The following is a 17264-nucleotide window of genomic DNA, read 5'->3' on the forward strand; positions in this document are numbered from 1 at the left end:
AGAGGAGGCGCAACCGGTTGCAAGCCACAAGCGCTGGCCTAAGAGTGCGTGCCATGTCCGACCGCCTGATACCCGCCCTGCACGCCAGCCACGGCGGTTCCTGGCTCATCGATGCAGGCGGCGCGACCCGGGCGATCTCGAAGGGCGAGGCGATGATGGCCATCGCCGGCACGCCGCATCTCATTCTCAACGCCCCGCTGCTGGCAACGCGCCTGGGCTATCCCGACTTGTCCGGGCTCGACCTGCTCGAGCTCTACGCCTTCGTCCACCCGGCGCAATTCGTCGTGCCCACGCCCAAGGGGCTGGCCGATGCGCTCAACCTGCCCGAGCCCGAAAACGAAGCGCAGGTCCCGGCGCTGCTCCAGCGCGCGGCCATGGCACTCATGGCGACGTGCGAATCCGAAGAATGGTCGCAGCGCGAGGGTGCATGGACCGCGCTCGAGTCCATGGTCCGCCTGCGCTGGCCATGGGCTCCCTTGCTCAAGCCACGCATCAAGCGCCCCGAACGCGCCGAACGCTGGCTGTTCTCGCGCCTGCCCGAATGGGAGGAACGCGCCGACATGCCGCAGCCACGCCAACTGGAATTGCCCGACGAGGCGGTGCTGGATCGTCTCGCCGATCTGACCGGGTCCGGTTCTGAAGCAAGGCCGGGCCAGAGATCCTATGCGGTCGAGGCGGCCCATGCCTTCGCCCCGCGCACGGCAAGCGGACAGCCACATGTCCTGCTCGCCCAGGCCGGGACCGGCATCGGCAAGACGCTCGGCTACCTCGCCCCCGCATCGCTATGGGCCGAACAATCGGGCGGCACCGTCTGGGTATCGACATATACCAAGGCGCTGCAGCGCCAGCTGCGTCAGGAAAGCCGGCGCAACTGGGTAGACTATCGCGCCGACGGTACGCAGCCGGTTGTCGTGCGCAAGGGCCGCGAGAACTACTTGTGCCTGCTGAATTTGGAAGACGCGCTACAGGGCGGCTTCGGCGGGCGCGCGGCGATCCTTGCCCAGCTCGTCGCGCGCTGGGCTGCCTATAGCCAGGATGGCGACATGATCGGCGGCGACCTGCCGGGCTGGCTGGGTACGTTGTTCCGCAAGCGCGGTATCGCCGCGCTGACAGACCAGCGCGGCGAGTGCGTCTATGCTGGCTGCCCGCATTTCCGCAAATGCTTCATCGAGCGCGCGACACGGGCAAGCGTCGGTGCCGACCTCGTGATCGGCAACCATGCGCTGGTCATGATCAATGCTGCGCGTGGACGCGATCAGGCCTCGCGCCCGACGCGGGTCATTTTCGACGAGGGCCACCACGTCTTCGATGCTGCCGATTCCACGTTCTCCGCCGCGCTCTCGGGCAGCGAGACAATCGAACTGCGTCGCTGGGTCATCGGCCCCGAGAAGGCCTCGCGCGGGCGGCGGCGCGGTCTCTCCGCCCGCCTCGCCGACCTTGCGAGCTACGACGAGGCGGGTGGCAAGGCCGTCGCGGCAGCCGTCGCCGCCGCCGAAGCCCTGCCCGGCGATGGCTGGATGCAGCGCATTGCCGAAGGCGCGCCTGCAGGGCCCCTCGAGGAGCTGTTCGCGCAAGTTCGTGCAACGGTCTACGCCCGCGACGAAAGCGGCGGGCAGGAAGCGGGCTACGGGCTCGAGACAGAGGCAGCGGGCCTCGACGGACCGATCGTGGAGGGCGCGCAGGAGGCGCGCCTCTCGCTCGCCGAACTGCGCGCACCGCTGGTGCGCATCGGCCATCGCATCGAGGCGCTGCTCGAAGACGGGCCCGACTGGCTGGATGGACAAGGCCGCGCCCGCATGGAAGGGGCACGCCATTCGCTGACCTGGCGGATCGACATGCTCGCCGCATGGGAAAGCCTGCTAGAACGCATCGGCGGACCGGCGGACCCGGAATTCGTCGACTGGCTCGCCGTCGACCGCTCGGAAGCTCGTGAATTCGACATCGGCATCTACCGGCACTGGCTCGATCCAATGAAGCCGTTCGCCAAGACGGTCCTCGAACCCGCGCATGGCGTGGTCATGACTTCGGCCACCTTGCGCGATGGTGAGGACTGGGATCGTGCCGTCGCCCGATCAGGTGTCGAGCACATTGGCGTCAACCCGCGTCTCTCGCTCCAGACCAGCCCGTTCGACTACGCGTCGCAGGCCGAAGTGCTGATCGTCAACGACGTGCCACGCGGAGACATACCCGCTCTCGCCGCAGCCTACGGCCGCCTGATCGAGGCTTCGCGTGGGGGCGTCCTCGGGCTTTTCACCGCGATCCGCAGACTGCGCGCGGTGCATGGCCGTATCGCCGACCGGCTCGCACGCGGCGGCCTGCCGCTCTATGCCCAGCACGTCGACCCGATCGACACCGGCACGCTCGTCGACATCTTCCGCGATGATCCCGCTGCATCGCTGCTGGGCACCGATGCCCTGCGCGACGGGGTGGACGTGCCCGGACATTCGCTCAGACTGGTGGTGATGGAACAGGTCCCCTGGCCCCGCCCCAACATCCTGCATCGTGCCCGGCGCAGCGCTGGCGGCGGCTCTGCCTACGATGACAGCATCATTCGCGCGCGGCTGGCACAAGCCTTTGGCCGCCTGATCCGCAGTCGCGGCGATCGCGGCCACTTCGTCGTGCTTTCATCCGCCTTCCCCTCACGCCTGCTGACCGCCTTTCCCGAAGGGACGCCGGTCAGCAGGATTTCGCTGGACGAGGCTTTACAGCGCGTCGCCCGGCATGCTTCAGGGGACGCGATCGACAACAGAGCCGGAACGAGCGATGCGCTGCTCCGGAGCGATTCAGGGAACACCCCGCGCCAATGAAGATCCTGGGAATTTTCCGTCACGCCAAATCGGACTGGAACGATGCACGCCTGCGCGACTTCGACCGTCCGCTCAACGCGCGCGGTCGCAAGGGCGCGGCGGTCATGGGGCTGCATATCCGCGACAATGCCGTGGGCTGGAAACGCGTCCTCGCCTCGCCCGCCGTGCGCGTGACCCAGACCCTTGAACTGGCCTGCGAAGCAGCTGGCGAGACACCGCCCATCACCTGGGACCGGCGCATCTATCTCGCCAATTCGGCAACCCTCATCGACGTTCTGCGCGAGCAACCGGACGACGCCGGGTCTATCATCATGGTCGGTCACAACCCGGGCCTCGAAGATCTCATCTTCGACCTCGTCCCAGACGATGGCACCTCGCCCCTGCGCGATATCGTCGAGGAGAAGCTCCCTACCGCCGCCTACGCGGTGCTGGAACTGGACATCGATCATTGGGCTGACCTGCGCGAGGGATGCGCACGCATCACTCACCTGGTGCGCCCGCGCGACCTCGACCCGGACCTCGGTCCCGATTTCGCCCGCTGAACGCCTCCGGCGACGCCGGCTGACAAATTCAACATTGCGCAGTTTAAAAAGATGCTGATCGATTACTTCTATTGATCAATCGGCTTCAAGCGCTTTTTCAAGACGACTGCGAATCGACTTGAGCGAATCATGTAGACCCGAATCGGTACTCGCGTTGACGCGCTGGTCGACAGGCACGGCCTTCTCGCGAACAGCCGCTCGCCCCTCCAGCGCCTTGCGTGCACCACGCAGGGTGTAGCCCTCGCGATGCACGAGGCGATCGATCTCGGCAATGAGAGCAAGATCTTCGGGACGATAGTAGCGCCGTGAACCGCTACGCTTGAGCGGGCGCAGCGCCGGGAACTGCTCTTCCCAGTATCGCAGCACATGCGGCTTCAGCCCCAAGGCCCGCGAGACTTCGCCGATGGTGCGCAAGGCTTTATCATCCTTGCCGTCGGCAAAGATCACTGGCCGGGGACCATCCTCAGATAGCGAGTGAACCACGGTCAAAACCCGCGCAATTGCGTGACTTCAAACCGCATTTCAGCCTGGCAGATCGGAGATCCGGTCCTTGAGCATTTGGCTTGCCCGGAAGGTCATCACCCGACGCGGGGTGATCGGCACTTCGACACCCGTCTTGGGGTTGCGGCCGACGCGTTCGCCCTTGTCCCGCAGAAGGAACGTACCGAAGCCGGAGATCTTTACGTTCTCCCCTTCGGTGAGGGCACCGACCATGTGTTGAAGAATGGCCTCGACCATCGCCAGCGACTCCGCCCGGGACAAACCAAGGCGGCGATGAATGGCGTCGGCGATCTCGGCCCGTGTCAATGTATCCGTTGAGCGCATCAAGTCAGCATCCCCTTCGTGCGCCTGCAGCAACCCAATGATATGAAAAACTCGGGAAAAAGCAATGCTGCGTCCAATATTGAACGCATAAAGGATGCAATCGGACGGATTCAGACCCGCAGCAGCGCCGCGCCCCAAGTGAAACCGCCACCCATCGCTTCGAGTACTACGAGATCACCCTGAGTGATTCTGCCGTCGCGGACCGCGCGATCTAGCGCCAGCGGCACCGAGGCCGCGGAGGTGTTGGCATGCTCGCCAACGGTCTTGATCACCTTGTCGGGCGAGAGGTTGAGCTTCTTCGCCGTGCCGTCGAGGATGCGCGCATTGGCCTGGTGCGGGACCAGCCAGTCGATGTCGGCGGTGGTGAGCCCTTCGCTCGCGAGGACTTCCTCGAGCACTTCGGCGAGGTTGACGACTGCATGACGGAACACCTCTCGGCCCTTCATGCGCAGCTTGCCAACGGTGCCGGTGGTTGAGGGACCGCCATCGACGAACAGGAGTTGATTGTGCGCGCCGTCGGCGTGCAGCTTGGTGGCGAGGATACCGCGCGGGCTGTCACCCTCTTCCTCGCGAGCCTCGAGAACAACCGCGCCCGCACCGTCGCCGAAAAGAACGCAGGTCGTGCGATCTTCCCAGTCGAGGATGCGGCTGAAGGTTTCGGCGCCGATCACCAGCGCGCGCGAGGCCATACCGGTGCGCAGCATCGAGTCGGCGACGCCAACCGCATAGAGAAAGCCCGAACACACCGCCGCCACGTCGAAGGCAATGCCTCCGCGGCAACCAAGGTTGTTCTGGACGATGGTCGCGCTGGCCGGGAAAGTCTGGTCGGGCGTCGCAGTCGCGAGCACGATCAGGTCGATTGAGGACGCCTCGATGCCCGCGGCCTCGATCGCGGCGCGGGCCGCGTCGGTGGCAAGGCTCGAGGTGGTCTCGTCGGGACCGGCGATGTAGCGGTTGGAGATGCCGGTACGCTCGACGATCCACTCGTCGCTGGTATCGACGCGCTTGGCCAGTTCGGCATTGCTGACAGCTTGCGCAGGCAGTGCGGAGCCAGTGCCGATGAGAACCGAACGACGCATCAGGCGCGCTCTTCCTGCGAGCCGCGCTTGCGCAGCGACGCTTCGCCCACACGCGCGAGGTCGGCGGTGATGCGTTCGGTCACGTTTTCCTCCAGCAGCCGTGCGGTCACCGCAACGGCATTGGCCACGCCCGCGGCATTGGCGCCGCCGTGGCTTTTCACGACAATGCCGTTGAGGCCAAGGAAGACCGCGCCATTGTGATTGTTCGGATCGAGATGATGCTTGAGCAGTTCGGTCGCGGGGCGCGAGATCAGGAAGCCGATCTTCGAACGCAGCGAACTCGCGAAACTGCGACGCAGCAGGTCGGCCACGAATCGTGCCGTACCTTCCACCGCCTTCAGCGCGATGTTGCCCGAGAAGCCGTCGGTGACGACAACGTCCACCTCGCCGCGGGCCATCTTGTCGGCCTCGGTGAAGCCGTCGAAGGACATCGAGAGATCGCCGGCAGCCGCCTTGAGTGTCGCCGCGGCGTCACGCAGGATGTCGGTGCCCTTGATTTCCTCGGTGCCGATATTGAGCAGGCGTACGCGCGGCTCTGCGCGGTCTGTCACCACGCGCGAATAGGCCGCACCCATGATCGCGAACTGGACCAGGTTGCGGGCATCGCACTCGGTATTGGCGCCCAGATCGAGCATGACCAGATCGTTGTCGCCCAGCGTCGGCAGCAGAGCCGCCAGAGCAGGACGATCGATGCCGGGCATGGTGCGCAGCGTCAGCTTGGAGATCGCCATGAGCGCGCCGGTATTGCCGGCACTCACCGCAGCCCCCGCATCACCAGCCTTTACGGCTGCGATGGCCAGTCCCATCGACGTACTCTTGGCACGGCGCAGGGCCTGACTTGGCTTGTCCTCCCCGGAGATCACCCCATCGGTATGGAGGATCTCGGAGGAACCGCGCAGGTTCGGATGATTGTCGAGCGCAGCCTCGATCCGCTTCTCGTCTCCGACAAGCAGGAACTTGAACTGGTCGTATCGACGGCGCGCAAGTGCAGCGCCCTCGATCATGACGCGCACACCCTCGTCACCGCCCATCGCATCGATAGCGATACGCGGCAAACCCATGGGCAATCTCCGAACTCGTCTAGGTCTTAGATTTCGACCGCGACGATCTCGCGGCCGTTGTAGTGGCCACAAGCGTTGCAGAGGTTGTGCGGGCGCTTCAGCTCGCCACAGTTCGGGCACTCGTGGAAGGCTTCAACCTTCAGAGCGTCGTGGCTGCGACGCATGCCCCGGCGGGACGGGGTCGTTTTTCTCTTGGGGACAGCCATCTCGGCACCTGTTCCTGGAAATTCGTTAATGTCAAAAAGGCCGCCTGGAACCGTCTTTCGGGACCGGCGGCTTGCGAAGGCGCGCCTATACCCGATTTGACGCGCGTTGCAAGCCGTTCCTCCCCCCGGCATGAAACAATTCCAACCCAGGAGTTCGACCGAAGATGATTCTGCAGACCACTCTTTCCCTGGCCGCCGCCGCGGCGATCATCAATTTCTGGCTCGCATTCCGCGCCGGACGCCTGCGCGCCATGCACAAGATCTGGCACGGTGACGGCGAGAACCCGCTGCTCATGCGCCGCATGCGCGCACAGGCCAATTTCGTCGAGCACACGCCGTTCCTGCTCATTCTCGTTGCCGTAATTGAAATGACCGGCAAGGGCGGGACCTGGCTGGCGCTGGCCGGCGCGCTCTACATGACCGCGCGCATCCTGCACGCCTTCGGCATGGACAAGGGCGAGCCCAACCTCCTGCGCGCGATCGGCTTCGGCTTCACGATGCTCGTGATCCTTGGACTATGCATCGTCGCCGTCATGATCTCGCTCGGCCGTTTCTGAGGCAGGCCACAGCATCACTTGGGCAGGGTCAGCCCGGCAGGCCACGCTCCAGCGCCGCATCGCTGACGTAAGGGTTGGTGCGGCGTTCGTCTCCGAACGTGCTGACCGGCCCGTGCCCCGGCACGAAGGTCACGCCATCGCCTAGCGGCCACAGCTTGCTCGTGATCGAGGATACGAGGTCTTCGAGGTTGCCGCGCGGGAAGTCCCAGCGGCCAATGCCGCCCTTGAAAAGGACATCGCCGACCATCGCGAACTGGCTCTCTGCATGGTGGAAGACCACATGGCCCGGCGTGTGCCCGGGGCAGTGTACGACATCGAGCGTCAGCTCGCCCACGGTTACCGTGTCGCCGTCCTCGAGCCAGCGGTCGGGCTCGAAGGTCTGCGCAACCATGTTCCAGCGCGGACCATCATCGCTGAGCTGCGCGATCCAGAAGCGATCCTCCTCGTGTGGACCTTCGATCGGCACGCCCAGCTCCTTGGCGAGGATACCCGCCTGCCCGCAGTGATCGAGATGGCCGTGCGTGATGAGGATCTTCTCGATCGTGACTCCGGTCTTCTCGATCGCCTGCTTGAGCTTGGGCAGGTCGCCCCCCGGATCGACGAGAGCGCCGCGCATGGTGGCGGTACACCAGAGCAGCGAGCAGTTCTGTTCGAGCGGGGTCACGGGGATGATGCCCACGCGCATGGGCCGAGTGTCCTGGTTCATGTCGCCTGACATGACGATTGCAGCGCGCGAATGCAACCAGCGCAAAGGCGGGCAGCGCTTCGTCTCTTAAGAGGTCAGAGCCTGCCACCCTTCCACACCACGCGGCCCACGACGTCGACCTCGCCTGGCGCACATTCGATTGGACGATAGGCCGGATTGTCGCTGATCAGGAGCACACTGCCGCCCCGCCCGGTCTCGACGCGCTTGACCAGCAGCGCATCCTCGATGCGCACGACGTGGATCGCATCGCACAAGGGCGCGCGGCGCTGGTCGACGAGGATTTCGTCGCCGTCGCGCAAGGTCGGCTCCATCGAATCGCCGGTGACCGTGATCGCGGCGAGGTGCGATGGGTCCAGCCCCAGCGCGCGCAGCCAGCGGCGCGAGAAGCGGATCGTGTCGAAGCCCGCCTCGCCCCCCTGCTCCGCTTCATTGAAGACGCCGCTCCCTGCCGCAGCGCCAATTGCGAGACGCGCGACCGGGGCCCACCCCTCAACATCTTCCACGCGGGATTTTTCCGATGCACCGAGCTCGCGCTCGTCGACCCCGAAGAAGCGCGCGAGCTTGCCGCGATCCTCTTCCTCCAGCTTGCGCGGGCTACCCTTGCGGATGAACTGCTGCAGATAACTCGCGTTCTTGCCGAGCATCCGGGAGAGCGCTGCAAGGCTCACCGCCCGCTCAGCGGCGAGGTCGAGCAATCGGGCACGGACAGGATCGCTTACCATGATGTAATGGATAGTCGAAAGATTTTTCCTAGACAAGTAGGATTTCGATTGGAACAAACAAGGAACGGAATCACATCAGAGGCAAAGGGACGAGCCAGGATGCTACTGCGTCAAATCGAAATTTTCCTGAGAAAGACGGACATGCCGTGGACCAAGTTCGGCCGGCTCGCGGCGCAGGACCCTCGATTCGTGGCTGACCTGCGTAACGGTCGCCTGCCGCGCTCGGGCACCGAGGCGCGGGTCGAGGCCTTCATGCGCGGTTACGACGCCGCGCTCGAGACAGCGATGGAACAGGAGGTCGCCCATGCACGCTGATCGCCGCATTCTGCGCCATCTGCCACGCATTCCCGAAACAGGCCTGCGCCGCCATGTCCAGCGCGGCCCCTGGCTACACCTGCTCAGCCAGGTCCTGCAACTGGCCGGTCCGGAGGCGGCCTTCGTGCGCCACTGCGAACGCCCCTGGTCGAGCGCGACCTTCGCTGGCTGGCGCCACACGATCGCACTCTCGTTCACCGGCGAGGAAGCGATCGAGGCCGGAGAGGACTTCGTCGCACTGCTGCCCGATCACGAATTCGCGATCCCCGGCCAGATCGTCGCCGACGCGACAATCACGCAAGTAGAGCACTGCGCCCTGCCCGAGGCCGTCATGCACGTGGAGCTGGAGATGCTCGTCCTGCTCGAAGCTTGAGCGCCCGGATCACAGTGCCCGCGACAACTCCGCAATCTCGGTATTGAGCAGGTAGTCGTTGCGCGAATAGTCGACCGGGCAATCGATCACATGGACACCGGGTGTGTCGCGACAGTGGACCAGCAATTCGCGCAGGTGCTGTGCGCTCTCGACCCGGTGGCCCTTCGCCCCGTAGCTCTCGGCGTACTGGACGAAATCGGGATTACCGTAAGTCAGGCCGAAGTCGGAGAAGCCCATGTTGGCCTGCTTCCACCGGATCATGCCGTAGGCATTGTCATTCAGGATCATCACCGTGAGATCGAGGCCGAGGCGTACCGCGGTCTCGAGTTCCTGGCTGTTCATCATGAACCCGCCATCGCCGCACACGGCGAAGACCTTGCGCCCGGGGTAGACCATGGCGCTGGCGATGGCGGAGGGCAGCCCTGCCCCCATCGAGGCGAGCGCATTGTCGAGCAGTACGGTATTGGGCTGGTAAGCGTAGTAGCCGCGCGCGAACCAGATCTTGTAGATGCCGTTGTCGAGGCACACGATCGCATCCTCGGGCAAGGCCGCACGCACCTGATCGACGAGATAGGGCGGGAAGATCGGGAAGGTCGCCTCTGCCGCCAGCTTGGCAGTGTGCTGGACCTCGGCGCGCCGATAACCGAGCATCGCCTCGAAATCCCACTTGGCCGAGGGCACGATCGCTTCCTTGATCTGCCACATGGCATTGGCGATATCGCCGATCACCTCGATGTGGGGGAAGTAGACCGGATCGACCTCTGCCGTCTGCGTCGAGACGTGAATCACGCAGCGCTCATGACATCCCGCGTCGTTGTGCATGAAGAACGGCGGCTTCTCGATCACGTCGTGGCCGATGTTGACGATGCAGTCGGCCGCCTCGATCGCGCGGTGCACGAAGTCGCCCGAAGACAAGGCCGCACAGCCCAGAAAGTTCGGGTGCCGCTCGTCGATCACGCCCTTGCCCAGTTGCGTCGTGAGGAAGGGTATGCCCGTCTTCTCGACGAATTCGCCAAGCATCCTGCTGGTCATCTTGCGGTTAGCGCCCGCGCCGATCACCAGCAGAGGTCGCTTTGCCTTTTCCAGTGCCTCGCAGGCCTGTCTGATCGACTTCACGTCGGCAGCAGGCCGCCGCACGACCGACGCTGCCACCGGACGCGACACGGTGTGTTCGTCGGCGATGTCCTCGGGCAGTTCGATATGGCAGGCGCCGGGCTTTTCCTCCTCGGCCAGCCGGAACGCCTCGCGCACGCGGCTGGGAATGTTGTCGGCGCTCGCCATCTGGTGCGCGTACTTCGTGATCGGATGCATCAGCGCGACCACGTCGAGGATCTGGAAGCGCCCCTGCTTGGACTTCTTGATCGGCTTTTGCCCGGTGATCATCACGATCGGCATTCCGCCAAGCTGCGCGTAGGCGGCAGCGGTCACGAGATTGGTGGCGCCCGGCCCGAGCGTCGAGAGGCAGACCCCGGCCTTGCCGGTATGGCGCCCGTACGTGGCCGCCATGAAGCCTGCGCCCTGCTCGTGGCGGGTCAGCACCAACTTGATCTTGTCGGAGCGCGAGAGCGAATCGAGGAAATCGAGGTTTTCCTCGCCCGGTACCCCGAAGACATATTCGACACCTTCCGCCTCGAGGCATTGAACGAACAGGTCCGAGGCCTTGATCGTGTCTGCTTCCGCCATGTCAGGTGCTCCTTGTCATTTCACTCTCGCAGCGTGGCACGCGGCGATATCTGCCTAACCCTATGCGTGGGCGCTCCGATAGTTCCGAAAAGGATCAGTAGCCGCGCGAGAGATCAACCCGGTGCGCGAGCGGATCACCGCGCTCGAAGGCCGCAAGATTGTCGAGAAAGCGCTGCGCCCCGCGCCGGAAGAGGCTGGCCTGCGCGCGGCCCGAGAGGTGCATCGATATCTCTACGTTATCGCGCGACCACAGCGGGTGGCCCACAGGCAGCGGCTCGGGGTCGGTGACATCGAGGAAGGCGCCGCCGAGATGCCCCGAATCGATTGCGCCAAGCAGCGCGTCCTGATCGATAACCGTTCCGCGCGCGAGATTGACCAGCGCAGCTCCCGGCTTCATCGCCGCCATCTCATCGGCGCCGAACATGCCGCGCGTCTCGTCGGTCGAGGGGACGATCACGATCACCCAGTCGAACCGGCCAAGCGCGCCGCGCCATTCGTCGCTGCCAAGGTCGCCCTCGCGCGGCGAACGGCGAGCCATGGTGACCCGCGCATCGAAGGCCTCGAGCACGGTGCGGATGCGCTGGCCGATCTCGCCCGCGCCGATCACCAGGACCTCGGCGTCGAGCAGTTCGCCCATGCCCGGCGGGTCGCCCAGCCATTGGCCGCGATCCTGCGCATGGACGATCGCGCGCCATTTCTTGGCAAGCGAGAGCATCCCCATGACCGCGAATTCGGTCACGCTGTGCGCGTGCAGGCCAGCGCCGTTGGTGAGCATCACCTCGCGCTCAGCCAGCAGGTCGAGCGGCAGCCAGTCGACACCCGACGACATGACCGAACACCAGCGCATGGCTCTTGCCTCTTCCATCGCGCCGCGGATGCCGCCGGGATAGGCGGTATCCGGCCAGACCACCTCGGCCTCGGCAATCTGCGAACGGAAACTCTCCAGGTCATCATACCAGAGCGTTTGCGTACCGGCGGGCAGCTGCCCTTCGAGAAAGGGGCGATAGCGTTCATTTACGAGAAGGCAGGTCACGGGTCATCCATAGATCAGGGCAGGAAATGGCTCGGTCCGATAACGCCCTCATTGGCGCAGTTGTTCAACCGTGCCGGGCTTGCATTTCACGCCATGGCACTGGCGCGCGGGACAAGCTTGCCTCGAACGATCAGCCCAGCTTCCATTCCCAGCCGAGCGGATCGCCGTCCATGACCTCGACACCCTTGGCGGTAAGCTCGTCGCGCAGCGCGTCCGAGGTCGCGAAGTCCTTGTCGGCCCGCGCCTGCTTGCGGCGCGCGAGCACGTCCTCGATCTCGGCTTCCTCGATCTGTGCATTGAGCGGGCGCAGGCGCATCTCGGCGCGGGTCAGCGCGAAGAGGTCGAGGCCGAGCACCGCGTCCATCCTCTCGACGAGTGCGCGCTTGATCGCTGGATCGACCTTCTTGGCCGCGAGCACGTCCTCTAGCGCGGTGAGCGCGATTGGTGTGTTGAGATCGTCGGCCAGTGCCTTCTCGAAGGTCTCGACCATCGGCGCGAGCTTGGGATGGGTCCCGGCGCCCGGCGTCACGTCCTTGAGACGCTCTGCAGCCATGATCATGCGCTTGAGACGCGTGAGCGCGGCGGCGAGGCCATCCCACGAGAATTCGAGCTCCGAGCGATAATGGGCCTGAAGGCACATCATTCGGTAGCCGAGCGGGTGGTAGCCTTTGTCGATGAGCAGCTGCAGCCGCAGGAACTCGCCTGAGGACTTGCTCATCTTGCCCGAACGCTCGACGAGGAAGTTGTTGTGCATCCATATGTTCGCGCCCGAGTTCGCGGTCACGTCGAGGCCGCAGTGATCTCCGGGCTTGCAGCAAAACGCCTGGTTCTGTGCAATCTCGTTGGGATGATGGATCTCGCGGTGGTCGATGCCACCGGTATGGATGTCGAAGGGGAAGCCGAGCAGCTTGCCCGACATGACCGAGCATTCGAGGTGCCAGCCCGGCGCGCCCTTGCCCCAGGGCGAATCCCATTCCATCTGGCGCTTCTCGCCAGCGGGCGTCTTGCGCCAGATCGCGAAGTCGGCGGCGTTGCGCTTGCCCTCGACCGTTTCGATGCGCCCCTCGCCCTCTTCGGTGACGGCGCGTGCGAGGCGGCCGTAGTCGGCGACGCTCGAAACATCGAAGTAGAGCCCGCTCTCCAGTTCGTAGCAGTGCGCGTCCGCGATCTGCCTGGCGAAGTCGATCATCTGCTCGACGTAGTCGGTGGCGATCGACCAGTGTGCGGGCTGGCGGATGTTCAGCGCCTTGATGTCGGCCCAGTAAGCCTCGGTGTAGTGGCGCGCGATATCCCAGATCGACTGTGCCTTTTGCGCGGCCATCTTCTCCATCTTGTCCTCGCCCTGGTCGCCATCATCGGTCAGGTGCCCGACGTCGGTGATGTTGATGACGTGGGTGAGCTTGAGGCCGCGGTGGCTGAGCGTACGCCCGAGAATGTCCGCGAAGACATAGGCGCGCATGTTGCCGATGTGAGGATAGTTGTAGACCGTCGGCCCGCAGGTATAGACCCGCGCCTCGCCCGCGTGGACGGGCCGGAAAGGCTCCAGCTGGCGGGTCAGGCTGTTGAACAGCGTCAGTTCGGGCGTCGCGGTGGTCTCGGTCATGGCCACGCGGCATTAGGCACCGCGCCGCGCCAGTCAAGCGCGCTCAGGCATGGACCAGCATCAGCAGCGCCACGCCGAGCGTGATCAGCACGAAGCCCGTCCACTCGCGCGCAGACAGCCAGCGACCCGAAACATAGCGCGAAACGATCGCCACGACCGGCATCTCGATCAGCGCGAGCGTGCGCACGTTGGCCGCGATGGTGAGAGAGAAGGCGATGAACCAGCCTGCCGATGCGACCGCGCCCAGAGCGCCTGCCGGAACGCTCAGCTTCCAGTGGCGCACCGAGCCCGTGAAGGCCGAGGCGTCGCGCAAGAGGAACCAGCCGACCATCGCCAGCGTCTGGATCGAGAGCGTCACCACCAGCATCGTCAGCGAGCGCAACAGGAAGCCGCCCTCGCCCACGGCCTCGATCGAGGCGCGGAAACAGATCGCGGAAAGGCCGAAGAGCGCTCCTGCGGCAACGCCCACGACGAGCGGTCGCCACTCGGCAAGGTCGGCAGCGCCATCTCCCTTGCGCAGCGAGGCCATGACCACGCCAACGGTGACGATCAGCACCGCGACCCAGCCGAACAGCGGCAGGTTGTCGCCGACCAGCACGAGGCCGAGCAGCGCGACCGTCACCGGTTCGGTCTTGATGTAGGCATAGGCCACGCCGAAGTCGCGCTTGGCCATGACCTGCAGCATGAACGCCGTCGCCGCGATCTGCGCCATCGCACCAGCAGCCGACCATGCCAGTGCTCCGGGCGCGGGCATGGGGAGCGTATCACCCGAGAGCGCGAGGTAGCCAGCCAGGAACATCGCTGCGAAAGGAAGTCCGTAGACGAAACGTACCTGCGTTCCGCCTGCCGTGCCGACGTGGCCGGTCAGGCGCGACTGGAAGGCATTGCGCAGCACTTGCGCAAAGGCCGCCAGCAGGGTGAAGGGCACCCACAGGTACGCAGCAGTCACTCGAAATATCCCCGTGTTGGCCCGGTCGGCACAACGAGCCGACCGGGTGATCCCCTCATCGCGTGATCTCGATCAGAAACCGAGAAAACGGACCTGGTCGTCGAGCGCGACGCGTTCGCGCTCGAACGTGTTCACACTGGCCTGCTCGTCGCGATGACCGATGGCGAGCCCGCAGAACAGGATGTGGCTCTCGTCCGAAACGCCGATGTGATCCTTGATGACGCGTGCAAACATCGCCATCCACTCCTGCGGGCAGCTGTCGAGCCCCTCTTCGCGCAGCAGCAGCATGATCGTCTGCAGCCACATGCCCATGTCGGACCACTGCGGCGCCTCGTGGAAACGCTCGAGATAGCAGACCAGCAGCGCGGGCGCGCCAAACGAGACGATGTTGGCGTCCGAGAATTTCTTGCGCGCTTCTGCATCGGCGCGGGCGATGCCCATCGCGCCGTACATACTGGCCCCGAGCGTCTGGAGGCGCGCAAGGTGTGGCGGCGACTGGTTGGGCGCATCCCAGCTGTATTCGACCGGGTCCTGCGGCTCGCTCGCCAACATCTTGGTCTGCAGCGCCTTGAGTGGCTCGCCAGTCAGCACGGTCGCCTGCCAGGGCTGGAAGTTGCAGCCGGAGGGCGCCATGCGCGCCTTGTCCAGCACCCGGCGCAAGGTATCGAGGCTGACCGGCTCTTCAGTGTAGGCGCGGATCGAGCGGCGGCTCGCGACGGCTTCGGAAACGTTCATTCAAAACTCCGGCATTCGGGGACAGGGGAAACAAGCGAGGCAATCTGGTAAGCGCCGCGCTCGTTTCAATACCGGGCAGTACATAAAAGTTGCCGGACGCCGCCATGCGGGCGGCTCACTCGTCCTCGAAGAGTCCCGCCAGCTGCTCGATCATCGTCCCGCCAAGCTGTTCGGCATCCATGATCGTCACCGCGCGGCGGTAGTACCGGGTCACGTCGTGTCCGATGCCGATGGCGACGAGCTGGACCGGCGACTTGCTCTCGATCCACTCGATCACCTTGCGCAAGTGCGCCTCGAGATATCCGGCCGAATTGACCGAAAGCGTAGAGTCGTCGACCGGCGCGCCGTCGGAGATGACCATCAGGATGCGCCGGTCTTCGGGCCGCGCCAGCAGGCGCTCGTGCGCCCAGAGCAGTGCCTCGCCGTCGATGTTTTCCTTGAGCAGGCCCTCACGCATCATCAGGCCCAGATTGCGCCGGGCTCGGCGCCAGGGCTCGTCAGCCTTCTTGTAGACGATGTGGCGCAGGTCGTTGAGGCGCCCCGGATGCGGAGGCTTGCCGCCCGCCAGCCAGTTCTCGCGGCTCTGACCACCTTTCCAAGCGCGCGTGGTGAAGCCGAGGATCTCGACCTTGACCCCGCAACGCTCGAGCGTGCGCGCGAGCACGTCGGCGCTGATCGCGGCAATCGAGATCGGACGCCCGCGCATCGAGCCCGAATTGTCAAGCAGCAGCGTGACCACGGTGTCCTTGAACTCCACGTCGCGCTCGATCTTGTAGGACAGCGACTGTCCCGGCGAGACGACGACGCGCGCGAGCCTTGCGGCATCGAGCATGCCCTCTTCCTGGTCGAAGTCCCAGGAACGGTTCTGCTGCGCCATGAGGCGGCGCTGGAGACGGTTGGCAAGGCGCGTGACGACCCCCTGCAACCCCTTGAGCTGCGCATCGAGATAGGCCCGCAGGCGGGTGAGCTCTTCCTCGTCGCACAGGTCCGAGGCCCCCACGACCTCGTCGAAGGCCTCGGTGAAGACCTGATAGTCGAAGTCGCTGGGAATATCGGTCCAGGAGCGGTTGGGCCGAACAGGCATCATGCCCTCTTCACCCTCGTCGCCGTCCTGACCGTCCTCTACGTCTTCGGAGGCATCGCCTTCGGATTCGGCCTCGCCCTCATCCTCGCCGCGCTGCGGCTCAGCGGCCATTTCGCTGGCCTCGGGCTCCTGCCCGGCATCGTCGCCGTCCTGCTCTTCCTCGGTTTCCTCGTCGCCGTCGAGATCCTCGGTGTTCTCGGGCGGCTGCTCGATCTGCTCGGCGCGGGTCAGTTCGAGATGCTGGAGCATGTCTAGCGAGAGCGCCTGGAACGCCTTCTGGTCCCCGATCTTGTCGACGAGCGCCTCGATGTCGCCACCCGCCTTCTGCTCGATCCAGTTGCGCACCATGTCGACACCTGGCCGCGCCACTTCGGGGATCGGCTGGCCGGTGAGCTTCTCGCGCAGCATCAGCGCGAGGGCCGATTGCACCGGTACCTCGTCGGGCGCCTCGGCGCGGGCGATGGGGTCGGAGGCGATCCGCTCCTCGAGCGCAGCGTCGAGGTTGCTGCGCATGCCCTCGTAGGCATTCGCGCCCAGCGCCTCGTAGCGCACGGTCTCGATCGCATCGTAGCAGGCGCGCGCGACCGGCTCGCTGGGCGCCTCGCGCATGTGCACCGATGCATCGTGATAGCGGTGGCGCAGCGCGAAGCTGTCGGCTGCGCCGCGCGCCTTGCCGGCCGCCGCTGCCGGCACGTTGCGTCCGGGCATCGGGATGCGGAACAGCGACCCGCTCGCGCTGGGGCTGTCGGCGGTCCAGTTGACCTCGATTTCACTGTCCTTGGCAATCGCGCGCGAAGCGACGGCGAGAGCGGACTTGAAGCGATCTGCAGGGGATTCGTCGGACATGTCTGGACTGCGCTAGCGCATCGCGGCCCGGGTCACAAACCCAACAAGGGACAGGCCGCCCTCGCGGGACCCGATCAAGGCATTGATGGATCGTAGGATTGGTATCTCGGTCAAGAGCGCAGAGACGGCAGCGAGGGT

The 17264-nt window shown here is 65.2% G+C and carries 18 protein-coding genes; 5 read left to right on the plus strand and 13 right to left on the minus strand.

Features of this window, described 5'->3' with window-relative positions; all coding sequences use genetic code 11:
* Window positions 1–53 precede the first annotated feature (53 nt).
* Both I5E68_RS11205 and I5E68_RS11210 read left to right on the plus strand, forming a co-directional pair.
* Window positions 54–2807, plus strand: coding sequence for an ATP-dependent DNA helicase (locus I5E68_RS11205; RefSeq protein WP_197163751.1), 2754 nt, complete (start codon window positions 54–56; stop codon window positions 2805–2807).
* Window positions 2804–3349, plus strand: a complete 546-nt coding sequence (locus tag I5E68_RS11210; protein WP_197163752.1) for a SixA phosphatase family protein — start codon at window positions 2804–2806, stop codon at window positions 3347–3349. Before I5E68_RS11205 ends, I5E68_RS11210 begins: the two co-directional genes overlap by 4 nt.
* Window positions 3350–3424: 75 nt before the next feature.
* Here I5E68_RS11210 and I5E68_RS11215 read toward each other — a convergent pair whose 3' ends face one another.
* The 5 genes from I5E68_RS11215 to rpmF all read right to left on the minus strand — a co-directional run bounded on the left by I5E68_RS11215 (window position 3425) and on the right by rpmF (window position 6520).
* Window positions 3425–3796 (minus strand): MerR family transcriptional regulator, encoded by a 372-nt coding sequence (locus I5E68_RS11215; protein ID WP_323982140.1) that lies wholly within the window; start codon window positions 3794–3796, stop codon window positions 3425–3427.
* 75 nt (window positions 3797–3871) lie between these two features.
* Window positions 3872–4174, minus strand: a complete 303-nt coding sequence (locus I5E68_RS11220; RefSeq protein ID WP_197164790.1) for an integration host factor subunit alpha — start codon at window positions 4172–4174, stop codon at window positions 3872–3874.
* A 110-nt stretch (window positions 4175–4284) separates the two neighbouring features.
* On the minus strand, window positions 4285–5256 hold the full coding sequence (locus I5E68_RS11225; RefSeq protein WP_323982172.1) for a beta-ketoacyl-ACP synthase III: 972 nt from the start codon (window positions 5254–5256) through the stop codon (window positions 4285–4287).
* Window positions 5253–6314: a phosphate acyltransferase PlsX gene (gene plsX, locus I5E68_RS11230; RefSeq protein ID WP_197163754.1), complete on the minus strand. Its 1062-nt coding sequence runs from the start codon at window positions 6312–6314 to the stop codon at window positions 5253–5255. The genes I5E68_RS11225 and plsX overlap by 4 nt, the downstream gene beginning before the upstream one ends.
* A 26-nt stretch (window positions 6315–6340) precedes the next feature.
* A complete protein-coding gene (gene rpmF / locus I5E68_RS11235; protein ID WP_013833797.1) occupies window positions 6341–6520 on the minus strand; it encodes a 50S ribosomal protein L32 in 180 nt (59 codons plus the stop codon).
* A gap of 164 nt (window positions 6521–6684) precedes the next feature.
* On the opposite strand from rpmF, the gene I5E68_RS11240 reads away from it, so the two are divergent.
* Window positions 6685–7077, plus strand: a complete 393-nt coding sequence (locus I5E68_RS11240) for an MAPEG family protein (RefSeq protein ID WP_197163755.1) — start codon at window positions 6685–6687, stop codon at window positions 7075–7077.
* A gap of 28 nt (window positions 7078–7105) precedes the next feature.
* Here I5E68_RS11240 and I5E68_RS11245 read toward each other — a convergent pair whose 3' ends face one another.
* Together I5E68_RS11245 and I5E68_RS11250 are read right to left on the minus strand one after the other, a co-directional pair.
* Complete coding sequence (locus I5E68_RS11245) at window positions 7106–7783, minus strand: MBL fold metallo-hydrolase (RefSeq protein ID WP_323982141.1); 678 nt, start codon at window positions 7781–7783, stop codon at window positions 7106–7108.
* A gap of 74 nt (window positions 7784–7857) precedes the next feature.
* Window positions 7858–8505: a S24 family peptidase gene (locus I5E68_RS11250; protein ID WP_197163756.1), complete on the minus strand. Its 648-nt coding sequence runs from the start codon at window positions 8503–8505 to the stop codon at window positions 7858–7860.
* Between the two features lie 99 nt (window positions 8506–8604).
* Here I5E68_RS11250 and I5E68_RS11255 point away from each other — a divergent pair, with 99 nt between their 5' ends.
* Together I5E68_RS11255 and I5E68_RS11260 are read left to right on the plus strand one after the other, a co-directional pair.
* The gene (locus I5E68_RS11255) at window positions 8605–8820 is read left to right on the plus strand and encodes a hypothetical protein (RefSeq protein WP_197163758.1); all 216 of its coding nucleotides are present in this window, start codon (window positions 8605–8607) and stop codon (window positions 8818–8820) included.
* The gene (locus I5E68_RS11260; protein WP_228726938.1) at window positions 8810–9193 is read left to right on the plus strand and encodes a hypothetical protein; all 384 of its coding nucleotides are present in this window, start codon (window positions 8810–8812) and stop codon (window positions 9191–9193) included. The genes I5E68_RS11255 and I5E68_RS11260 overlap by 11 nt, the downstream gene beginning before the upstream one ends.
* Before the next feature lie 9 nt (window positions 9194–9202).
* On the opposite strand, the gene I5E68_RS11265 is transcribed toward I5E68_RS11260, so the two are convergent.
* The 6 genes from I5E68_RS11265 to cobT form a co-directional block, all read right to left on the minus strand.
* Window positions 9203–10876, minus strand: a complete 1674-nt coding sequence (locus I5E68_RS11265) for an acetolactate synthase large subunit (protein WP_197163760.1) — start codon at window positions 10874–10876, stop codon at window positions 9203–9205.
* Window positions 10877–10970: 94 nt separating this feature from the next.
* On the minus strand, window positions 10971–11909 hold the full coding sequence (locus I5E68_RS11270) for a D-2-hydroxyacid dehydrogenase (protein WP_197163762.1): 939 nt from the start codon (window positions 11907–11909) through the stop codon (window positions 10971–10973).
* A 130-nt stretch (window positions 11910–12039) separates the two neighbouring features.
* On the minus strand, window positions 12040–13512 hold the full coding sequence (cysS, locus tag I5E68_RS11275; RefSeq protein ID WP_197163764.1) for a cysteine--tRNA ligase: 1473 nt from the start codon (window positions 13510–13512) through the stop codon (window positions 12040–12042).
* A 43-nt stretch (window positions 13513–13555) separates the two neighbouring features.
* A complete protein-coding gene (locus I5E68_RS11280) occupies window positions 13556–14461 on the minus strand; it encodes a DMT family transporter (protein WP_197163766.1) in 906 nt (301 codons plus the stop codon).
* Between the two features lie 72 nt (window positions 14462–14533).
* Window positions 14534–15196 (minus strand): nitroreductase, encoded by a 663-nt coding sequence (locus I5E68_RS11285; RefSeq protein WP_197163768.1) that lies wholly within the window; start codon window positions 15194–15196, stop codon window positions 14534–14536.
* A 115-nt stretch (window positions 15197–15311) separates the two neighbouring features.
* On the minus strand, window positions 15312–17126 hold the full coding sequence (gene cobT, locus I5E68_RS11290; protein ID WP_197163771.1) for a cobaltochelatase subunit CobT: 1815 nt from the start codon (window positions 17124–17126) through the stop codon (window positions 15312–15314).
* Window positions 17127–17264 lie beyond the last annotated feature (138 nt).

The organism is Novosphingobium aureum (assembly GCF_015865035.1).
Taxonomy (GTDB): Bacteria; Pseudomonadota; Alphaproteobacteria; order Sphingomonadales; family Sphingomonadaceae; genus Novosphingobium; species Novosphingobium aureum.